This window comes from Botrimarina sp. (assembly GCF_040219535.1).
In the GTDB taxonomy this organism is placed as follows: domain Bacteria; phylum Planctomycetota; class Planctomycetia; order Pirellulales; family Lacipirellulaceae; genus Botrimarina.
Genome location: NZ_JAVJSH010000024.1, coordinates 284,959 through 304,109, shown reverse-complemented (window position 1 = coordinate 304,109; position 19,151 = coordinate 284,959). Strand labels below are relative to the sequence as shown.

Below are 19,151 nucleotides of genomic sequence, written 5' to 3'. Positions count from 1 at the left end.
ATCAGCGGCCCTCCATGAAGCTTGCTGGCACGATGAATTCGACCGCGACGGGAAACGTCCGATCGATCGGGTCGGCATATCGACGACGGATGTTCTCGACTTCGCGCTCGCGCTCCTCTGGAATCCGCTGAAGCCTCAAGCGAAGCGATTCAATGTCACGTCGAAGTGCTTCTTGCTGGTCTGTCGGCCAGAGTTCAAGCTGAACGTGTCGATTCGAGTCCTTGAGTTCGCGTTCGATCATCTTCGTCAGGTCATCCAGGACTTGATTCAGATCTGCGACCTCCTGATCCCGACGGCGTTCAATCGCATTGGAAAGGAATTCTCGCCGCTCACGCGAACGCGCCTCGATTGCCTTCATGATCGAAGGCTTCTGGTCGGAAAACCGCTTTTGAAATTCGCTGAACTCATTCGCGGCAGGTTGGGTGGGAGAACTCGCTTCCAATAGTTCTTCCAATCGTCTCAACGTACGAATACGTGAGAAACCACCAAGCTTCAAGTCGCCACCGGCCATAGTCAGTTCTTCGTGCAAGCGATGGTGTCCTCCTCCTGTGATCACCAGACGCGACCAGACGATAACGACGGGATCGTCGATACGGCCTTCAGGCACTACCCGCACGGCGACTCGCTGAAGCTTCTTTCGATCCTCTTGTGCCCAGATCTCCGCACGCAGGAGACGCAATGACATCTGCACGAGTTTGTGCTGGAGATGGGTCAGCACGACATCGTCGCGTCCTTGGGCGAGAGAGTGATCGAAGGTGATCGGGCGGCGCGTTCCGGTATGCGGATGAGCTAGACCATAGGTTGCTTGGTCCCATGATCCAGTTAGGAGTGGCACTCGATAGACGATCTTTCCTTCCTGACCATCAAGGCTGGTAGGTTCGAGAGCGGGCTTGCCAGCGAGCTGCAAGGCTACATCGACAGCACGGACGACCCTATCCGGCGTCAACTGGTAATTCTCGCGTGCTTCCAATAGACGATCATGAAGCTTGGCGATCCGTTCCTGGAGACGTTTTTCGGCAGCTACGAATTTGCGAACGTTAGCTGCCCTGTCCTCGGCTTCTCGGGTATCCATTTCTACGCGGCGTCCAAGCATCGCCTCTTCGATCTGACTGGTAATGACAGCGCCTACGCAGCCGAGATCCTGACGTATCGAGTCGACCTTCTTCACCGCTCGCATCAAGAACTCATGGTCCCCAACCAGATCTCCCGGCTTCACCGCCACAGAAGAGTCGACGGTTCCTGCTCCGACGGGATGCCAGACGAACACCTTCTTCTGCTTCTGGCCATGACGATCGATACGGCCATTGCGTTGCTCCATGACGTTGGGATTCCAAGGAATCTCAATGTGGATCAGATAGTTGCAATAGTTCTGAAGGTCGATCCCCTCGGAAGCCGCATCCGTGGCCAAGAGGATACGAACCGGCGAAATACTGGGATGAGTCTGGAACGCAGCCTTGATCTTCTCACGTTCTTCAGGGTCCGTGCCACCGTGCAGCGCCATCAGCCGTTCCCCGCCCCATCCCGACGTGGCGAGAATCTGCATCAGCCACGAATGCGTCGCACGATACTCCGTGAAGAGAATCACACGCGCATCATTCGGTTGCCCGTCTGTTTTCAAGGATTCATCAAGCCAGGAGAGAATCGCCTCAGCCTTCGAGTCGCTTCGATTCTTCGCTTTATCCGCCCAGGCGGTCATTCTCGCAAGCATGTTGCGTTGGGCATCGGTCAAGGCGGTAGTCAGTTCAGTCGCAGCTTCGATCGCCTCGTCCTGAGCCTCTTCGACCTGTACATCATCGGCGTACTCTTCCTCGCTGCGAAGAATCGCTTTGCGAAGGATGCGTTCTTTCATTTCCGACGGCTTTTGATTTCCTGAACGGTTCGACAGTGATTGTCGATGCTTCGCAAGCGTCGTGGAGAACGCCATCGGCGAAGAGAAAAGTCTCTTCTTGAGCAACTTATGAATGAAGTCGCTACCGAAGGCAGCCTTAGTACCAACAACGGCTTTGGAGCGTTCTGCTGTGTATTCCTTCAGAAGAGCATGAACCTCCCGCTCTTCGTCGGTGTACTCCACAGCCAGCGGCAGCAGTTCCCGCTGCGCGTAAATCGGTTCACCATGCTCATCGACCAAGTCAGTCTTGAGCCTTCGCACCATGACTCGCTGAAGTACTTTCTCCTCAGGCATGACTCCTCGTGCAAATCTCTGGTCGTCGAGGAGTTCCAACAATGAAGTAAACGATTCGGGGTATCCGTTGTGCGGAGTCGCACTGAGGAAAAGGCGATGCTCGAAGTGCGGAGCAATCGTTCGGATCAACTTCGTTCTTTGACTGGGCAGCGCATACCGGCTTGCAGCCGATGGGGCGACATTGTGCGCCTCGTCGATGACAAGAATGTCGAACTTGCGTGGATAGGTCGTATGAAGCGGCACGATGTCCTTGATGAGCCGAAGTCCTTCGCCCGACTTCATCCAGTCCATTGAGGTGATCAGCCGAGGAAAGCTCGACCAAGGATTTGCATGAATACCTCGTTCCCTTCGCAACGCCTTGATGTATTCCGTATCGACGATTCGGAATTCCAGGCCGAATTTCTCGTGCATTTCGTTTCGCCACTTCGTTTGCAGCGATGCGGGACACACGATGAAGACTGTGCGTGCTCGATGTCGTACGATCATCTCCTGGATGACTAGCCCAGCCTCTATGGTCTTTCCGAGGCCGACATCATCGGCGATCAAGAGGTTGACGCGGGCCATATCGATCGCGCGAACCAAAGGATCGAGTTGGAAGTCTTGGATCTCGATACCGCTACGAAAAGGGGACTGAAGCAGTGAGCGGTCGGCATTCGTGGTCGCTCCCCAACGCACTGCATCGAGAAACGCCTCCAGTCGTTCGCAGGGATCAAAGCCGTTGATCTTCGGCAATTCCGCGACATCTAGAATTCGTGCGCCAGGCTCTAACTCCCACACTGCTGCCAGCGACTCGCCCATCGCATCTTCATCGATCGATGCGAGAGTCAATAGATTCTGTCTGGGCGTCTCTTCGCCCAATGCTGGTGACGACGGCTGGATATTCATCACCACCCACTGGCGGCGACGAACCTCGACGAGTTGCCCAAGTTCTGGAAGTTCAGTGAGCATGCTTCGATCCTGCCTTCCGACGACGACTCGTCACAGCCCGTTCCACTCGTCGGACGGTCCCAGGACTTGGAGGTAGACAATCATGTTCCCACGCGCGAATCACCTTCCATCCTGCCGCGCGCAGTTTCTCCGTCTGCCGATGATCTCTCGCCATATTCTCAGCGAGTTTAGGCAACCAATAGGACTGATTGCTCTTCGGATAGGTCGCATGGAGTGGACAACCATGCCAAAAGCATCCGTCGACAAAGACTGCGACTTTCGCCGCGATAAATACAATATCGACTGCTATGCCCTCTATCCTGCGATGCAGGCGAAATCGCAAACCACGCCTGTGAAGCGCAGAACGTAACGCGAGTTCGGCAGGCGTGTCTTTTTGTTTGACACGCTTCATGATTGCGGACCGCGTCAGCGGTGCTTTTGCCTTTACATCATCAGAAATCGCATTCGACAAGTCGCTCTCCAATTGACTGGGTGTACCAACTCATCACCCTGAAACGTGCTCAATGATGGCTTGCCCAAGGGCCTTCGCCAACTTGGGAGGGACGGCGTTGCCGATCATCCGACTAACCGCCCCTCTATTTAACTTCTCGCTTTTCGGCCAGAACTCATACGAACGGGGGAAACTCTGTAACAAAGCTGCTTCTCGCAATGTAATCGCGCGATCCTGTTCAGGATGACCGAAACGGCCATTGCCGATACCTGTGCAGAGAGTAGTCATCGTAGGTGACGGCCTATCCCACCACATTCGACCGTAAATGGAATGGTATCGCCTGCCAGACTGTTTCTTATGGCACTCAAGCACGAGTTTGTCCGGCCAGTCGTGTCTATTGCCACCATCACGACTTGTCGCTTTTATCCGTTTCAGATTCAAGTCGGACAGCAAGGACGCGACGTGCAAGCGGTCATCCGGCCACTCCTCCCCTGAATTCAGCGGAGGAAGTGATCCAATAGTCTTGCGAACAGTCTTCCACTTACTCGTGGAAGTGAGCCTGCCTTCAGGTACTTTCAATTCACCAAGCTTGGAAGCAAGGAGCACTAGCCGCCTTCTGAACTGAGGCACACCATACTCCTCACACTTCACGATCTTCCAGTCGACGTAGTAACCGAGATCCTCCAGTGTTCCGACGAAATTATCGAAAACATCCTGTCCCCTCTCGGCGAGTTCCGGAACATTCTCCATCGTCACCAATTCAGGTTCTATACCGGCCACGAACCTTGCAAAGTTATTAAGTAGGTTCCAACATTGGTGATCGTCGATTGCTTGAGTGAGTTTTGAGAATGGCTGACAAGGAGCACAACCAGCCAACAGGCGGTACTTTCCTTTCGTGAATAGCTTATCGATCGAGGGGTATTTTTTTCTGCCAACATCCCACAAGTAGTACTTTGAGCCGGGATTATTGGAAACAAACGCGTGTGCCGCTTTTTCATCGATATCTATCCCGGCTTCCACTTTGACGCCAGCCTGCATCAGGCCGTGAGTCAATCCTCCGGCGCCGCAAAATAGATCCACCGCGCTGACAGGGCTGAACGCCGTTTTTTTTAAAAGTCTTTGTCGGGTGGAGTAATTAAGCACGTCTAGTCCTCGCCTCAACAGGCAAAATGCCACTGCTTTCGCCAGAAGCAGCACTGCCGATTCTGTACCAATCGTGGATTCCAAGTGTTCTGAGCGCCATCTGCGCAGGTCCTTAGCGAGGCTTCTTGTTCCGCGTGGCACGAACAGACTGATGCACCATTCGGATTAGCTCTTCAAGTTCGTTTCGCTTGTAAAGACGATAGTTGTTTACCGGATGCCGATACTCCGAAATACTTCCAGCTGCTCCCCATGCGCGCACGGTATTGGGAGCGACGTCCAACAGTTTTGCCGCCTGCTTCACCGTCACAAATCCTTCACGTTCAAGCATTGCTCAAATCCCGCATGCGATAGCTAGCTAAACAGCTCAAACCTTACCAAACGGTGCACCTTGCTGCAATCAGCTGGGAATTTGCACGTGAGAAGTTGCGAAGGCTGAGATGAGATTGAGGGCTTTGCCTGCCTGCGGCTTCTTGGATTGTGCCACGGCATCAAGGTCCGTGTGCTTCTGCTCCGCATCCGCCCACTGCTGCTCTGCCGCTCTTCGCTTCGCGAGCCTGTAGCTGAGGCTCCTCCTCAGCTGCGGCCCGATCGGCAGAGGCTCCACCTTGACTTGCCGTGCCTGCGGTCTTTCTGGCCGCCGGCAAGGTCGCTTAGTCCAGTTCATCGCTGCACTGCCGGGTGCAGCGCGAATGTCAAGGAGAAATGCGATGAAGAAAGACGAAGTCAAGAAGTTGATTGAGCAAGGCGTACGCGAATTGAACGACGCTCTCGCCGCGGGCGATAGCCAACAGCTTAAGGAGTTCATGGCCGTGATGGCGAGGTTTCCACGCTATAGCTTCAACAACTGCCTACTGATCGTGATGCAGAAGCCAGACGCTCAGATGGTGCAAGGCTTTCACGCTTGGAAGAAGGCCGGACGCTGGGTCAAGAAGGGCGAGAAAGGCATCGGCATCGTTGCACCAATGGTCTATCGCAACAAGGAGGAGAAAGCGTCGGAGGACGGCGAAGAGCGTATGCTACGTGGCTTCAAGGTCGTGCACGTCTACGACGTAAGCCAGACCGAAGGCAAGGAGATGCCAGAATTCGCCCGCGTGACCGGTGATGCCGGGCACTACATCGATGCGGTCGAACGCGTGATACGGGCCAAGGGCATTGAGCTACTCTACGAGGAGATTGCATCCGGTGCTGACGGAGTATCTCGCAAGGGCAGCATCGTTATCGACCCGAAGCTAGAAGGTGCGGAGCGGTTCGCGGTGCTCACTCATGAGCTTGCTCACGAAATGCTTCACTGGGACAAGGTGAAGCGATTGCTGACGACCAAGACTATCCGCGAGACGGAAGCAGAAGCGGTAGCTCACGTCGTATGTCGTGCCGTAGGGCTAGACTCTACCACGCACAGTGCGGATTACATCCGACTCTACAGCGGCGACTTAGATGTGCTGGCTGGATCACTGGATGGCATCCAGAAGGCTGCTGCACAGATACTGGAGCTGCTGGGTGCAGCGGAAGCCGTAAAGGAAGAAGCTGCGGCGTGACGCTTACGTCAGCGTCGCCTCGGCTAGATGCCGGGGCGATGCTGTTTTTATTTGCAGTCTTCAGCAGATGCTGAGGCTGAAAGCTACAGCCAGTTCTTTGCGTGCAGCGTGTTCCAAGCTGCTTTGACATGAGCGGGTTGCATTAGCTGACGCTTACGGTCATTCCAAGCGTGAACTTGGCCAATGGCAAGCTCAACATCCTCGCGTGCATCGGCACACTCTTTGGTTGCCACCCAATGCACCGTTGCAAGTAGCTCCATGCCGTAGGGAGTCTCAAAGCCTTCGATTAGCGTTGAGACCTCGTCAAAGCGTTCTTGAGCTTGTTCGTCTTTGTGCAGAATAGTCTCTGCCTCATCCGCGGCGTCAGCAAGGAGCTTGATCGGGCTTTCGGGAGAGTTCGTTCCATCTCCATCCCCGTAGCCCTCAATGAAATGGCCATCTATGCGTTCAAGCACTTTTCGTAGATTGTCCGCATAAGGGCCATAGTCATGCTTGGTGAAGTGGAGCCTCAATCCTTGTCCTGCTGCTTGCAGGAAGTAAGCTAGCTTTTGGATCTCAAGCATCGACAAGCGGTACAGGTATCCTGGAACCAAGTAGCGGTTCATCAGGCATAAAAGCGCGGCAGTATCTAGCGTCATTTCGGGACGCATTGTTTGACTGATCCTTGTTTTTGCTGAAGCTCTTTACTCTTTCCGAGCCGTTGCCTCAGGAACCGTCGGTAAGCTCACATCTTCCCGTTTCCGACTAGGGCCGTCAATTTACCCTTTTTCGACAGCTTGAGGCGGCGAATCTGGGCGTTGCCCTTCGGGCCGGGCTCTCTCCGGGCTCCGCTAAACGCTTCGGTCTCATGCGAGACTGCGGTGCACCCTCCACATCCCTAACGCGGGGAAGTTGCAGCCCGCCTACGCGCCGCCTCTAGTCAGCCACGCCTGGCACTAGCGGAATGTCGCCCGGCAGGCCCCATTGTTGCACACACACTTCCTCGCCAGCCGACGTACGGTAGTAGAACTCTCCTGACGACGGGCGCCAAATCGAAAAGTCGAGAATGCCATCGCCGTCGTAATCTGCACGCATCGGGCGGTCACCTGGGAGCCCAAACTGAGTGACTGTGCCCGTATCACAGCTGAACGCGCTTTCAGAGCTGCAAAGATACCAGTTGCCTTCCGCGGGCCGCCAAACGACCAAGTCGCTAACTCCGTCGCCTGTATAATCGCCAGGCATAGGGACATCTCCAGGAAGCCCCCATTGTCGGAAGACTACCTGGCCAGAGAATACCGATGTTCGAATAGCCCACAGGCCGAGAGATGGACGCCAAATGGCTATGTCGTCTCGTCGGTCGCCATCAAAGTCCAATCCAGCGGACTGGGGGTGACGTGACGAGCAATCGTTTTTCGAAATGCCCGCCAACGAACTTGGCTGCTCGATGACTCGTGCTCGATCTAAATAGACGTTCAATGGATCTGAAAAGGCACCGCCGTCCCACAGGAGCACTGCAGCCATGTCCGGCGTGGGCGGAAACGGAACGTTCGTGCGTTCGCTGTCTAAGAATCGCAGTTCAAGGTTGCCACCCAACACTGGACCGTCAGGTGCATTTCTCAGCTCAGAACCATCTGCATAAACAGCAGCCGTCCAGACGTTTTCCTCTGTCTTGAAGAAATACAGTATTAGCAGCCTGACCTGCCGCTGACTGTCTTCGATGCTCAGGTTCACTTTATAGCTGGCGGCGCTGTCGAGCGCATCGAAGCTTTCCGCGAGAAAAGGGAAGCTCGTTGTAGGCGAGGTCGCATCGAGATTGACAGCGACATCGATTCGCTCAGTCCGGCATTGCGCCGTCGCTTCTTGAGCAACAAAGACGAAGAATAGAATGCCGAAGAGGGCAATATTGAATGGACGCGTTTTCATAATCTCCTTCGGTCATAGAATCTAGTTAGTAATGGAAGGGCTCGCTCGCCAAACTTAGAGCGAGGATTGCAAGCGGCCCTCCCTCGAACACAAACCTCCCTTACTATCTTACAGGAATGTCGCTGCTCAGTCCCCAGCTACATAGGTGGGTGAAATCAAGCTTAAGAGAAGCTTGGGCGTTGCCCTTCGGGCCGGGCTTACTCCAGGCTCCGCTAAACGCTTCGGTCTCATGGGAGACTGCAGTGCACCCTCCACATCCCTAACGCGGGGAAGCACGGTCTGTGCTCGGTCAGTATTTCTACCACTACGACAGCAGTTGCCTGCGGGCGTCGCCTGCTACGCGGCTTGCTGCTCCTCATCCGCAGTGACGAACACCCTCCGGACTGGCCGCATTCGCGGCACAATGTCCATCGGTAATGGTCCAACTCCGGCGTGCCTTCGCACGCGGTTCATGGCCTTGATGATCGCCAGGACCTGTCCCCGTACTGGGGCGTAGCCCTGGAACGGGAGCGACTCGACCTCGGCAATGAGCCTTGCCGTGTCGCGGTAGCTAGGCCTTCTCGCCAGGTCCAAGAGGTGCGCCCGGACCGACTGGTAGGTCGGCTTGTCGAGCCTAACGAACACCTTCCACCTCTGGTCCTGGTCGCTGAAGGTATAGCGGATGGAGTATCCCCTCACCTTCAGTGCGGTGCGGCGAATGTCGCAGATGTTTTTCTGGTGGTCCTCGAAGAACTGGTGGCGGCCGTGCGTGGCGATGAGCACGAAGAACTTGCCGTGGCGGAGGTAGTGGATGCCAGCCTGCTCACCCAGTCGCCTGCGGGCACGCTCCCACTTGGGCTTCCCTAGGCCGTATAGCAGGATCAGTTTTCGGTCGACCTCCTCAGGTGACTTTCGTCCCGGCACGTGGCCCGTGACGTAAAAGTAATGCCCGCTTGCGACGTAGCGAACAAGCTGCGCGAGGAAGGCGTCCAGCGACTGGGTTACGCAATTATAGGGTCTGGGTTGCTGCATGGTCGCCTCCGTACTGGCAAGTCGTTCACAGAAAAATGGAGGAGTTTGTTTGCGGCACAATACTCCTCAAAAAGCCGTTCCTATGAGAAACCTCGTAGCGGTGATGCGAAGGCCTCACGCTCCTTGGCTTGCGACTTGCCTGCCAGCGAATGCATCGTGCAATCGTGGCAAGTAAACAATCGTCGCTGCAAGCTGCGCGATATGCCTGCTCCTTCCAGCGGTTGCTTCCAGGAGAATTAGGCAGCTCCTGCTGCCACATTCTTTATTGCAGGTGCACGCGTTGCGTGCTCGACTGCTACGTCCTGGAAACAGCTCAGGAATTCGCTGTTTCGCTTGCTGCAAATTGCACCAAGCGATGTACAAAACCTCTGCCGGTGAACTCCGCCCATACGGGTAGCGTTCACCGTCATCACGTCGCCACAGGCCAGAGGTCTCTCGACCTCTCGCGGGTGGCCACGTCGAAGCTTCTCTCGAAGGCCTCAGCCCCGCCCGGCAATAAGCCGCCAGGCAGGGCTTCAGCACATTGTCGTCGCGAGCTACGTAGCCCGCGTCAGCCCTTTCGTTCTTGGCATGTCGCTTTGGTTACCAGCCAAAGCGCCAAACGGGTCGCGACTGCCTTGCCGCGCAGGTGCCGGGGAGTACTCCCCTCACCTGTCTGGACCTTCGCCCAGAACACCGCCCCGGCTCTCGCCGGGGTCCTACTTAGGCCACACTCCCAGTCCTCAGGTCAGTCAGCATGACTGCTCACTGGCGGGCACCACCCCGCGTTACCTGGGGACCTTCCCCGATTAGTGATAGGTGTCGAATCGACAGTCAGGTCGCTAGACGGTTCTCCCGTCAGGTCGTCAGGGTCTGCCCATGGCTCTCGCCTTGGGCAGCGTTTGCACCAGCTCCGTTGGGAACTGGTGATTTCTCCGGGCCGAACGTGGAAGCACCCGGTTACCCCTCCCTCACGACTTTTCGCAGTTTGGCTTGTGGTCCTCGCAGAATCTGCTTGGACCTCCTCTCTGACGCTTGGCTCCAATATGTGACCAAGCGCCGGGCTTTCCGTTAGCCCGTCGATTCTTACTGGGAAGCCCTTTCGGGCCTTGGAATGGGTTGAGCTATTTCCGCTCCGGCTTTTGGATCACCGGATGCCCGAACGCCGCTTGACGTTCGGTCTGGCACCTTGCGGTGCTCAGAGGTCCCCCACCCAGACACGTTGCACGAAGCTGGTCTCTTGCGAGACCACAGCGAGCGAGTTGTGAACCTCGCTCGCCTAGCTCCTTGCCCCGTGTGCGGGATTTGGCACCATCCATGTGCCTCACCCTAGGGTCAGCTTTGGGGCGCTGACCGACCGTGACCATTTCTGGCCCCGGCTTTCACCTATCACGACTCCTGTGCTGGTTGAGAAACAACATTCAACCGCACCGAAGCGTGTCTCGGTCGCCCCGGTTCTCGGCCATTGCATCGGGTCGAACATTGGGATTGATCTTGAGCATCTTGCCCAAGGATTACTCCAATGAGCCCCCGTCGAGACGGACAAGCAACTCTCGCTGCAATCCGCCTCTACGCGGAAGACGATTTAGGCTACTGGTGAGGCAGCCTCCTCTTAGGCTCGGTTGGTAAGACCGGCTTTACCGAGGTCGTCTCGCACGCGACGACAACGTCATCAACATTTTCCGTCGATCACGATGTATGCGAGCCCTACAAATGCCCGCATGACGAGAACTCTAGCAGCAACTCTTTGGGCTAGTCACGCATTGCGGCGTAAGTGCTTGAAAAATCTCGCTGCCGGATAATACACGACCGAATCGCTAGACAATGCCGGACGCCAAATGCTAAGTACTTGGCTGCTTCATTAACCCCATCGACAGGAGGTATTGTCATGGCTAGCAGCAGCAAGAACGCAGGAAAATCAAACAACTACGTCACCACGATTCGCGAAGGCGCTATCGCAGCGAATATCTTTCGCGGGGTCACGCCCGATGGGCATGCTTATCTCTACTACTCTCTCAGTCGCAGCTGGAAGTCGCCCACTGGGAATCGCGAGGGTTACTCCGATCGCTTCTATGTGCGAAACGGCGATGCGTTGCAGAAAGTCGTGACGAAGGCCTGTCAGTGGATTGAAAAGAATCCGAACGCGGCTGATATGCCCGCGGTTCCCGAACAAGTGCCGACGGCGGCCTAGGTCCCTGTATGGCTCGGTAGAGCCTGCTTGCTTTTTCTTGATGAAAGCAGAAGGGGCGTTCGTCAATTTCCCGTGGAAGGCGAAAGCGGGAATCTGAGGGCGTGTTTTGCTCCATTTGCATAGGCCCATGAGGAACGGAGTGAGGCCTGGGTAGCTCGATGCACAGCCAGTATGGGGCCCCGCGTAGCTTCCTCCCCGCTTTGGAGAACGCTCCGGCAGTAGGCGTGCCTCTCCGCCGCGCCCCGAAGCTTGTGAGGCGCGACGGCAGAGTCACTTCCAAACGGACTGCGTGGTCGGAAGCTACTTGCCCATACTGGCTGCTAACCTGCCTTCGGTGGGCCTGCTCGGTGGAAGTGGTCTTTGAGGATAAGCTGGCGGTACTGCTCGAACACGGGACCGCCAACTTCCTTTAGTCTCTGGTAACCATCTCGCTTCGTCCGGTCCGCCGCAGCAACCGCCTCGGCAAAGTATCGCTCCTGCTGCTGCGAACTGAGATTATCCCAAAAGGCCAAGAACGGAGCTTCTGCCGCCTTGATGTTTTGCAGCTCTCGCTGCTTCACGCGTCGAAGCTCCGCTTCTCGCTTGCGATTAGCGGCCGCGGATGCTTGCCGCTTCTGCTCTAGATCTGCTTTCGATTGAAAGCCTCGGGGCTTCGCGTAGGCCTCGGCACTCTTGATACCCGCCACCAGGAAACCGGCTCCCCTCTCCTCTCCCCGGTCGTTGTGCCAGTCAAAAAGCTCGATTGTGGCCTGAACCCGCTTCGCCGGATGTTCTTTGACAAGCTGCTCCGCAGTGGCCTGGCAAACGCCGCGCCGTGTCAGTTCGGTGCAAAGTGGATCGATGACTTCTTCAGGTCGCTTTGGACTCGGCCGCTTGCGGCTGTCCTTCGTGAACAACACTTCCCATTTTCCGCGAGCTACTTTGGTGAACCGCTTCTCTTCTGGCATCGGACGAAGCTCCCAAAGATGCTCCAGTTCGCGGATGCCCTTCATCAGGGCTCGCTTCGCCTGCGCGGTATTATAGTTGGGGCTTACTCGAACTTTGTTGAATGCCAACTCACCCAGATCCATCACCAGACGATCCGAATGGTAGAATCGCTTGTCTAGGAAGCGGTAAAGCCGTTTCGCCACTGGGTCCTTGAGCCTCAAATAGAAATCCCAGTCGAGCTTTTTGAGATAGCCCGCCTCGAAGCTGCCGAACACGACCTCGTTCCAGACAAGCCATGAATCGGCTTGCGCCGCGGCCTTGTCGACCTCGTCGCGCTCGTAGATGTAGAGGTTGTCGAAAATACCAAAGTCGCGATTGACCCAGCTGCGACGTGCTTTGTCGTAGAACGCCCGGTCGGAGTAGACGGTGAGTCCCTTCCATCGTCGCAACGACGTTGCGAGCCTGCGGTAGTAGCGGGTCTCATCCGGCCAACGCAGCAGCTTGAGCAACTCGTAGCGACTGAAGTGCACCTCACGCTGGTCGAAGTTCTCTAAGCTGGATAGCTGCACGCACGCTAGCAGCACGTCGTCGTCCTTCGACGTGGGCAAACCGAATCGATCAGAGCCGGAGATCGTCAGCTTCCGCGGCAAACGCTTGCGCTTCTCCTCATCCCAGACCGTATCTTCGAACACCACGGTCTTCGTGCCATCCAAGTGCCGGTTGCAGACTGCCGCGAGCGGAAACTCAGCTAGGTTCAGTTCGTCCCGACCTTTCTCGAACGCCTCCAGTCGACGGTGCCGTTTCTGCGAATCGCTTGCTTCCAAAATTCCTCGAATGCCACCCAATCAACAACAACCAGTGTTGTTGTAGTTTGTACTTTATCTACAAGAGTTACCTGAAGCTTTTCCCGAGCATTCCTAGCCAGTTAGGTCGCAAAAAGATGTTTCGTTTCACGGTAAAGTGGCCTGCTTTGGTGTTTCGCTTCACGGTAAACCATGTTTCGTTTCACGGTGCATCGGTGTCTCGATTCACGGTAAAACGTGTTTCATTTCACGGTGCGTCTAGGGTTGCTGACTAACGGTGGTGAAAGCCTCGCCGAAGCGAATGCCTCGCGTGTCTTCAGGGCTGGTGTAGGTTTTGGGCAAAAAGAATTCGTTGACGTAACAAGATGGCGGGGGCTAGAGTCAATGTCACCACAACATTCTCAAGCACCGCGTGATTCGTTTCGCCGGTCTCTGCAAAAAAACCGACTCTGCAAAGTCGGTTTTTTTGTGCCCAAATTTCACCTGCCCTACTTCGCCGCAGACACAAAAAGCCCGCCGCACTTTAAGTGCATTGAACCAAATCCACATTCGCAGTACCGCCCCGATATGACAACTGGGTTTTTGTTCGAGCAAGCAAGCTGGCCAGCAAGCATGCTTGCAAGCAAACAAGCTTACTAGATTGCTGCTGGTCCAGCCTCTCGATCGCAAAGCCTTTTCCTGACCTCCCTTCTCAAGAAGCCCCTACCGCCTGCCAGCCGGTCGGCAAGCAGCGTGGCAATGCGGCAAGCAAGCCCGACGGCATGCAGGCAAGCAAGACATCCTGGTGACAAGCAAGCTTGCCGAACTGTAGCGCTGCTGCGTGGCAGGTAGGCCATGCACGCAGCAAGCCAGCTGGACAGCTTGGCAGCCGCGCAGCTTGTTTGCTGGCCGCACTGTTGCCCGGCAAGGCGGACAGCTTGCTTGCAAGTAAGCATGTTTGCAGGCTGGCAACGCATCTGGCAGGCGTGAAATATTCCTTGCCAGGTTCGATAATCCTCATTTAATCTCGCGGGTAATGATTATCGCACTCGTAAATTCTAAGGGCGGAGTAGGGAAGTCGACGCTTGCTGGGAACTTAGCAGCGTGGCTCTTCGAGCAAGGCCATAGCGTGATCCTTGCGGATTGCGATCCGCAGAAGTCCTCTTCGGAGTGGATCGCCGAAGCAAAGCCAGACGTGCAAACGTTCACTTTCGCCACTTCCGACGAGATTCTCGACAATCTTCCCGTGCTTCGTGAGCAAGCTGACTATGTCGTTTGTGACGGTCCCGGGAGCCAAACCGAGACAAGCCGTGCGCTCCTCATGTGGGCAGACCTGGCGGTCATCCCGTGCAAAGCGAGCATGTTTGAAGCGCGTGCTCTGGCTCTGAACACAGCGTTTGTGCGGCAAGCTCAGGCGATTCGAAGTGGTCAGCCCGATGCCATTGCCGTGCTGACGATGGTCGGGCGGGACTACCGACTTACCAAGGATATGCGGGACGCAGCAGAGGCACTCGACTTGCAGCTAGCGGAAACGCCAATCGCCCTTCGCCAGGCCTACGCCGACGCACCAGGGCAATCGACCGTTGTCTGGAAAATGGGCGCAACGGCACGCGACGCTGCTATTGAGATTGATCAATTGTTTCGTGAACTGCTCCCAGAAGCCTGCACCGAGAACGTTGTTCCGATGCGGCGGGGGAGGGGAAAGAAGCGAGCTAATGGGTAGGGTGTGAGACCATGGCAGAAAGAAGACCTCTAACCGCTGGACTGACGGTAGTCCCTCCTGGTGCAGCAGACGCTGATGCCGTGAAGTCGTTCATTACTCAAGAGCGGAAGGCAGAAGCCAAGCCGGAGCCGAAACCCGAACCTAAGCAAGCGGAAGAAGCAAAGCTGCCGAGTGCTGAGAAGCCTGTCACTTCCTACGCTACAAGCGACGAGTCTCGCTCTTCTAAACGCCGAAAAGGCAAGAGGTCACCAATACCTGTCGGATTGATTCCCGTGACCGTGCGACTAAGACCGGAGATAGCCGCAGCACTCAAGCGGGCATCTTTGGAGCGGCAACTCGCAGGCGAAGAGACCTATACCCAGCAAGACCTCGTCGAGCTTGCGCTAGAGCCGTGGTTGATAGGTGAAGGACATCTTTAGTCGAAAGCGCTACTAGCGGTGACCCACTCAAGTTCATAGCGAGCAGTGCTTACAATGCAGGCTATTCGCTTCTGATTCTGACACCGGAGCGGAGAGCGACTGTCAACATCTACACGCTTTTAGGGCAGTATGTCTTCGTTGTGACAATTGGCCGCATAGCATACCTGTTGGTGGGAGCTTCCAAGTCGGAAGACACCGCTACTAACATCGACGCATAGCATGTAGGAAAGTCGCCAACTCCAGCACGGTAGCTAAGGACTCGCCATCGCTATCACGCCTCAAGGTCCGCTGACGCTCTCCACCTTGACCCGCTTCGCTCAGGCTCGATCGTTAGTCCCGCTCGCGACACTTGGTTCCCGGCAGATGCTAAGCGATTTCTTCGGGAGACCCGCGGCCGCTCGCTCACCGACCTCCCGCCACCGATATCGAAGGTTCTATCGAACCGCTTTTCTTTCTTGCTGCTAAGAGCAGCAATCGCGCTCTCGATATCGACTCACTCGCTTTGCTCCTTCGTTCTGCTATCGGTGACGGCCGGTTGCAAAAAAACGAGGCAGCCTGGCTGCTACCCTCGGTTCTTTTGCAACGTTGCCTCTTGTGCGTTCCTCACCGAAAAGCCGCTTTTCGATCAGGAGACGCACCCCCACATCCGCCCTTTGCTCCGCGTTCCCGGCGGGGAGACGCTCCACCCACCGTCGAAAGCGAGTCTTCCTTAGAGCAGGGAATGCCGCTAGGGCGGCAATCCCTGTTGCTCGCTGGGGCTCGCAACCCTTCGGGCTCAGGCTCTGCCTCGCTAGGGCGAGGCGTTCGCCGGGGCTTCTTGGCGAAGCCCCCCCACTCAGCCGCTGGAGCGGCTGGCGGGTCCCCCCGGGGGGACCGCTGGGGCGGTCCCCACCAAGGGTGCCGGTCTGGCGAAACCCTTGCCCGGTACCCGCGGCCACGATCCGCACCACCTCCGCCGTGGTTTTCTGTAGTCCCGGATGTTCCCGTCGATTGAGGGATCGTTCTGCCCATCGACGAAACGAATGCGTTCCCGTGGAGGCTGATTCTTGTTCGCTCAGCATCAGGCGGGTATAATTAGGGCAAGGCTATGTCGCGGTGCACAACCGTAAGATTGGCCGTGGTCACGTTTATACGAGCTCTTTCGAGCGTTGGTCCAGAGAGAGGCGTCGGGTTTTCGGCTTTGCTTCCCGAGGCGTTTCATGGACCAGCCACAGCCGCTAGAGTTCGAGACTTCGAGACCCGCAACCGACCGCTGGGTAGCATCTTGCATGCAGGTGGTAGTCAGTCCGGTAGCGTAAACCAGTAGCGTAAAAAGCAAACACGCACGGCGATTCAATCGCCAGGATCGACCAGTGGCAGCCGCGAGCTGCCCAAGGGTTCGCAAGCCGCTCTTACAGCAGCGGCACTGACATCGCTTCACCTCAAGTGGTGAAGCCTGGAACGCCAATGCCCACGAAGCAGTGCACTGCTTGGTGGGCAGGCTTTGTACGCACGAGTGCCTCCTTATAGTGTGGCGGCGCTCAACGTCTATCTAGCGGTTTCTTCCGCTCCCGATGTCATTTTATCGCCGCGACGCTTGCAGTCTGCGTTGCTGCGTTTTGCCTCTTCGTGCGCAGCGCGATCTCTATCGGCTACGGCTGACGCATTGCACAGGACCCTGACTGCACCCAATCAATCGATCCGAATGCAATTACGCCGAAAGGGCTCTCTATGTCTAAGACTACTACTCTGTCCGACGATCTCCGGCACTACTACTCACGCTATCGCTCGCTCATGGAGCAGCGTGAGTTCAGCACCTCGATGCGAGACCGCTTTCGCGTTTACCTCTTTGCGTTGGCTGACCCATCTTGCCCATTCTACGAGCACGTCAAGCTCGACTCACCTCCGAGCTTTGGCCGTATCTACGATGTGCTCTCCCCAAGCGGTATCGAGAGCAAGACGGGGTGGAAAGCGGAGATGTTTCGTTGGAATGGCGATCGTGGATTGCTACAGATTCGTGGCTCTCAACTTAAGTGCCGTCTTGCGATTCCAAGCGACGAGAAAGCGGAACAGATAAGACTTCATCGGAGGCAGTTTGAAACCGAGACGTTTATTAGCGTTCATAGGCTAGATGAGCCCCACAAGCGGGCCGCGATAGAGCGAATGCGCGAAGCAAACTTGGCAGTTCGTGGCAAAGCGGTGCTTGCCGAGGAATACGCCGACAAAGCGGAAGTCCTTCGGTCGCGTTTATGGTGCGACCCGCTAGTGGGCGATTGGGCTGAAAAGTTCTGGGCCCGCGACCGAGACTTTCATCTCGCCGCAGCAGAGGCCACAGGACAAACGTTGGTTTGCGACATGCTGAAGTGGTTGCTCGACCTTAGTCGGCTACGAAACGCGGACCGCTTCACGATCATCTCCCGCTTCCACCGCTCCTACGAGGAGCACCAACGGATAATCGAAGCCGTTGAACAACCTGTGCAGGAAGGCTCCGAGCAACAAGTCGCACTCGCCGTCGAAGAGCATCTCGAATGCTCCGAAACCGACTTCCAAAAGGCGAGGGGAGTAATGCACTAGGACGCTCCTAGTGGCAAGAAACTTTCGAAAGTTGGAGATACCACTTTTTCGTAGATTCTAAACACTTTAGAGCCAAGGACTTTGCTCTGTACTTCCAGTTGAAGAGCGTTAAAGTCAAAGCAGTGTCACGTAGTGTGATGCTTTGTTAGTCACAGACAACCAAAGCACCACCGACGCGATCCGCAAAGCAGTGATTCACCTAGCAAGGCGAATTGCATGCACGGCATAGAGCCTAATAGCTGCTGCCGATCGAGTATCGCTCGATAGTCACGCAGTGGGCTCTATCCGGTCGCAACCGACAGAGTTTTCATTTTCATTCACCCCAGGAGCCAGCACTGCGTTCGTCGTCCCCCAAAAAGGCAAAGCCCCGGCCGCTACCAACGGCCAGGGCTTTGCTGAGGTTGGACTCCAAGAAGAGCACACAACGCTCGTCATCACTTGTCGTTGTACTTGGAGCGCTCTTCACGGTCCAGCCTCTTTCGGGATTCTCTGTTCCGATTGCCTACAGCCAATAGCAGACCAATTCTTGGACTGCTTACGGCAGAAGGTACGCAATCACATCAATTCTCACTTCCGAAAAGGTATTCCTATGACCAATACAAACCGAAGTTACAGCCACACGAATGAAGAGCCTTACACCCGCGAACGAGGAGAGAGTCTTGCTCTCAACATTTATCCGCCTCTTATCGCAAGCTCGCTGCGTCGCGGCAGTGGGGGACGAAGGACGGCCAGCTATTATCGCCATCAACTAGTTTGCATCGCTGTGGACACCTCCCGTTCGATGGAAGGGTGGAAAGCAAAAGCCGCTACCGAGGCCGTACAAGAGACAGTTTACGGGTGCAAGATGAAGTCCAATGGTGACTCCATTTTCGACTTCTCGTTGCTGTGGTTTGGTGACTACGTCTTCTCTGACGAGTCTCTGCTGCTAAAGCCGGTGCAGGAGATCGATGAAGACAAGATCGAGTTTCTAGGTGACTCAGGAGGAACGCGGATCAAGCAGGCAGTGAAGTGCGTTGCTAACTTGATTGAAAAGTACGATGAGCACAATCTTGCTCACAATCCAGAAAAAGACCGCGTTCCTCCTCCGCTCATTATCTTCATGAGCGACGGAAAGAACGGGGACGGTGACCCGCTTCCAATCACGAACAAGCTCAAGACCACACCCTTGTCCATTGGTGTCCCGCCGATCGTGATTACCGTCGGTATCGAGTTCGACGGTGGTGAGCCAGATATTGAGCTGCTCACTGCAATGGCTTCGGAGACCGAGCACGGACAGAAGCTGTACTTCGACATCGCTTCAGCCGGGCAACTTGTCGAGTACTTGGCGACCGGTGCAAGTTCGGGTGCTTCGACACCTGACGAATTCTACCGGAGTATCGTGCAGACCGAAGCGTGGCAGAAGCGACTACCCAATCCGGAGAAGTAA

General features: G+C 55.9%; 14 protein-coding genes. 6 read left to right on the top strand and 8 right to left on the bottom strand.

From position 1 onward, the window contains the following. Nucleotide 1: 1 nt before the first annotated feature. The 4 genes from drmD to RIC11_RS14920 form a co-directional block, all read right to left on the bottom strand. Nucleotides 2-3,130, bottom strand: coding sequence for a DISARM system SNF2-like helicase DrmD (drmD, locus tag RIC11_RS14935; RefSeq protein ID WP_350212678.1), 3,129 nt, complete (start codon nucleotides 3,128-3,130; stop codon nucleotides 2-4). After that, entirely contained in the window at nucleotides 3,120-3,581 is a 462-nt protein-coding gene (locus RIC11_RS14930; protein ID WP_350212676.1) for a very short patch repair endonuclease, read from the bottom strand. Before RIC11_RS14930 ends, drmD begins: the two co-directional genes overlap by 11 nt. 33 nt (nucleotides 3,582-3,614) lie before the next feature. Next, nucleotides 3,615-4,703, bottom strand: a complete 1,089-nt coding sequence (locus RIC11_RS14925; protein WP_350212675.1) for a DNA cytosine methyltransferase — start codon at nucleotides 4,701-4,703, stop codon at nucleotides 3,615-3,617. Between the two features lie 112 nt (nucleotides 4,704-4,815). After that, the gene (locus tag RIC11_RS14920; protein WP_350212673.1) at nucleotides 4,816-5,031 is read right to left on the bottom strand and encodes a helix-turn-helix domain-containing protein; all 216 of its coding nucleotides are present in this window, start codon (nucleotides 5,029-5,031) and stop codon (nucleotides 4,816-4,818) included. 379 nt (nucleotides 5,032-5,410) lie between these two features. Here RIC11_RS14920 and RIC11_RS14915 point away from each other — a divergent pair, with 379 nt between their 5' ends. Beyond that, entirely contained in the window at nucleotides 5,411-6,238 is an 828-nt protein-coding gene (locus tag RIC11_RS14915; RefSeq protein ID WP_350212671.1) for an ArdC-like ssDNA-binding domain-containing protein, read from the top strand. A gap of 83 nt (nucleotides 6,239-6,321) precedes the next feature. Here RIC11_RS14915 and RIC11_RS14910 read toward each other — a convergent pair whose 3' ends face one another. The 3 genes from RIC11_RS14910 to RIC11_RS14900 form a co-directional block, all read right to left on the bottom strand. Continuing rightward, nucleotides 6,322-6,888 (bottom strand): hypothetical protein, encoded by a 567-nt coding sequence (locus RIC11_RS14910; RefSeq protein ID WP_350212669.1) that lies wholly within the window; start codon nucleotides 6,886-6,888, stop codon nucleotides 6,322-6,324. Between the two features lie 265 nt (nucleotides 6,889-7,153). Further along, nucleotides 7,154-8,140, bottom strand: coding sequence for a hypothetical protein (locus RIC11_RS14905; RefSeq protein WP_350212667.1), 987 nt, complete (start codon nucleotides 8,138-8,140; stop codon nucleotides 7,154-7,156). A 336-nt stretch (nucleotides 8,141-8,476) separates the two neighbouring features. Then, nucleotides 8,477-9,151 carry a hypothetical protein gene (locus tag RIC11_RS14900; RefSeq protein ID WP_350212665.1) on the bottom strand — a complete coding sequence of 225 codons (675 nt, stop codon included), beginning with the start codon at nucleotides 9,149-9,151 and terminating at the stop codon, nucleotides 8,477-8,479. A gap of 1,867 nt (nucleotides 9,152-11,018) precedes the next feature. Between RIC11_RS14900 and RIC11_RS14895 the strand changes: the two genes are divergently transcribed. Further along, nucleotides 11,019-11,321 carry a hypothetical protein gene (locus RIC11_RS14895; protein ID WP_350212663.1) on the top strand — a complete coding sequence of 101 codons (303 nt, stop codon included), beginning with the start codon at nucleotides 11,019-11,021 and terminating at the stop codon, nucleotides 11,319-11,321. A gap of 320 nt (nucleotides 11,322-11,641) precedes the next feature. Here the strand turns inward: RIC11_RS14895 and RIC11_RS14890 are convergent, their stop codons facing one another. Continuing rightward, nucleotides 11,642-13,072 carry a replication initiator protein A gene (locus RIC11_RS14890; protein WP_350212662.1) on the bottom strand — a complete coding sequence of 477 codons (1,431 nt, stop codon included), beginning with the start codon at nucleotides 13,070-13,072 and terminating at the stop codon, nucleotides 11,642-11,644. Nucleotides 13,073-14,066: 994 nt separating this feature from the next. Between RIC11_RS14890 and RIC11_RS14885 the strand changes: the two genes are divergently transcribed. The 4 genes from RIC11_RS14885 (at nucleotide 14,067) to RIC11_RS14870 (ending at nucleotide 19,151) form a co-directional block, all read left to right on the top strand. Further along, nucleotides 14,067-14,753 carry an AAA family ATPase gene (locus RIC11_RS14885; RefSeq protein WP_350212660.1) on the top strand — a complete coding sequence of 229 codons (687 nt, stop codon included), beginning with the start codon at nucleotides 14,067-14,069 and terminating at the stop codon, nucleotides 14,751-14,753. A gap of 80 nt (nucleotides 14,754-14,833) precedes the next feature. Further along, entirely contained in the window at nucleotides 14,834-15,172 is a 339-nt protein-coding gene (locus tag RIC11_RS14880; RefSeq protein WP_350212658.1) for a hypothetical protein, read from the top strand. A 1,710-nt stretch (nucleotides 15,173-16,882) separates the two neighbouring features. After that, the gene (locus tag RIC11_RS14875; protein WP_350212656.1) at nucleotides 16,883-17,725 is read left to right on the top strand and encodes an FCD domain-containing protein; all 843 of its coding nucleotides are present in this window, start codon (nucleotides 16,883-16,885) and stop codon (nucleotides 17,723-17,725) included. Between the two features lie 589 nt (nucleotides 17,726-18,314). Further along, nucleotides 18,315-19,151: a vWA domain-containing protein gene (locus RIC11_RS14870; protein ID WP_350212655.1), complete on the top strand. Its 837-nt coding sequence runs from the start codon at nucleotides 18,315-18,317 to the stop codon at nucleotides 19,149-19,151.

What these genes read in the sequence shown, in the direction of transcription:
- drmD (WP_350212678.1), bottom strand. Translation starts at nt 3,130, where the DNA reads ATGCTCACTGAACTTCCAGAACTTGGGCAACTCGTCGAGGTTCGTCGC.
- RIC11_RS14920 (WP_350212673.1), bottom strand. Translation starts at nt 5,031, where the DNA reads ATGCTTGAACGTGAAGGATTTGTGACGGTGAAGCAGGCGGCAAAACTG.
- RIC11_RS14915 (WP_350212671.1), top strand. Translation starts at nt 5,411, where the DNA reads ATGAAGAAAGACGAAGTCAAGAAGTTGATTGAGCAAGGCGTACGCGAA.
- RIC11_RS14910 (WP_350212669.1), bottom strand. Translation starts at nt 6,888, where the DNA reads ATGCGTCCCGAAATGACGCTAGATACTGCCGCGCTTTTATGCCTGATG.
- RIC11_RS14905 (WP_350212667.1), bottom strand. Translation starts at nt 8,140, where the DNA reads ATGAAAACGCGTCCATTCAATATTGCCCTCTTCGGCATTCTATTCTTC.
- RIC11_RS14900 (WP_350212665.1), bottom strand. Translation starts at nt 9,151, where the DNA reads ATGCAGCAACCCAGACCCTATAATTGCGTAACCCAGTCGCTGGACGCC.
- RIC11_RS14895 (WP_350212663.1), top strand. Translation starts at nt 11,019, where the DNA reads ATGGCTAGCAGCAGCAAGAACGCAGGAAAATCAAACAACTACGTCACC.
- RIC11_RS14885 (WP_350212660.1), top strand. Translation starts at nt 14,067, where the DNA reads ATGATTATCGCACTCGTAAATTCTAAGGGCGGAGTAGGGAAGTCGACG.
- RIC11_RS14875 (WP_350212656.1), top strand. Translation starts at nt 16,883, where the DNA reads ATGTCTAAGACTACTACTCTGTCCGACGATCTCCGGCACTACTACTCA.
- RIC11_RS14870 (WP_350212655.1), top strand. Translation starts at nt 18,315, where the DNA reads ATGACCAATACAAACCGAAGTTACAGCCACACGAATGAAGAGCCTTAC.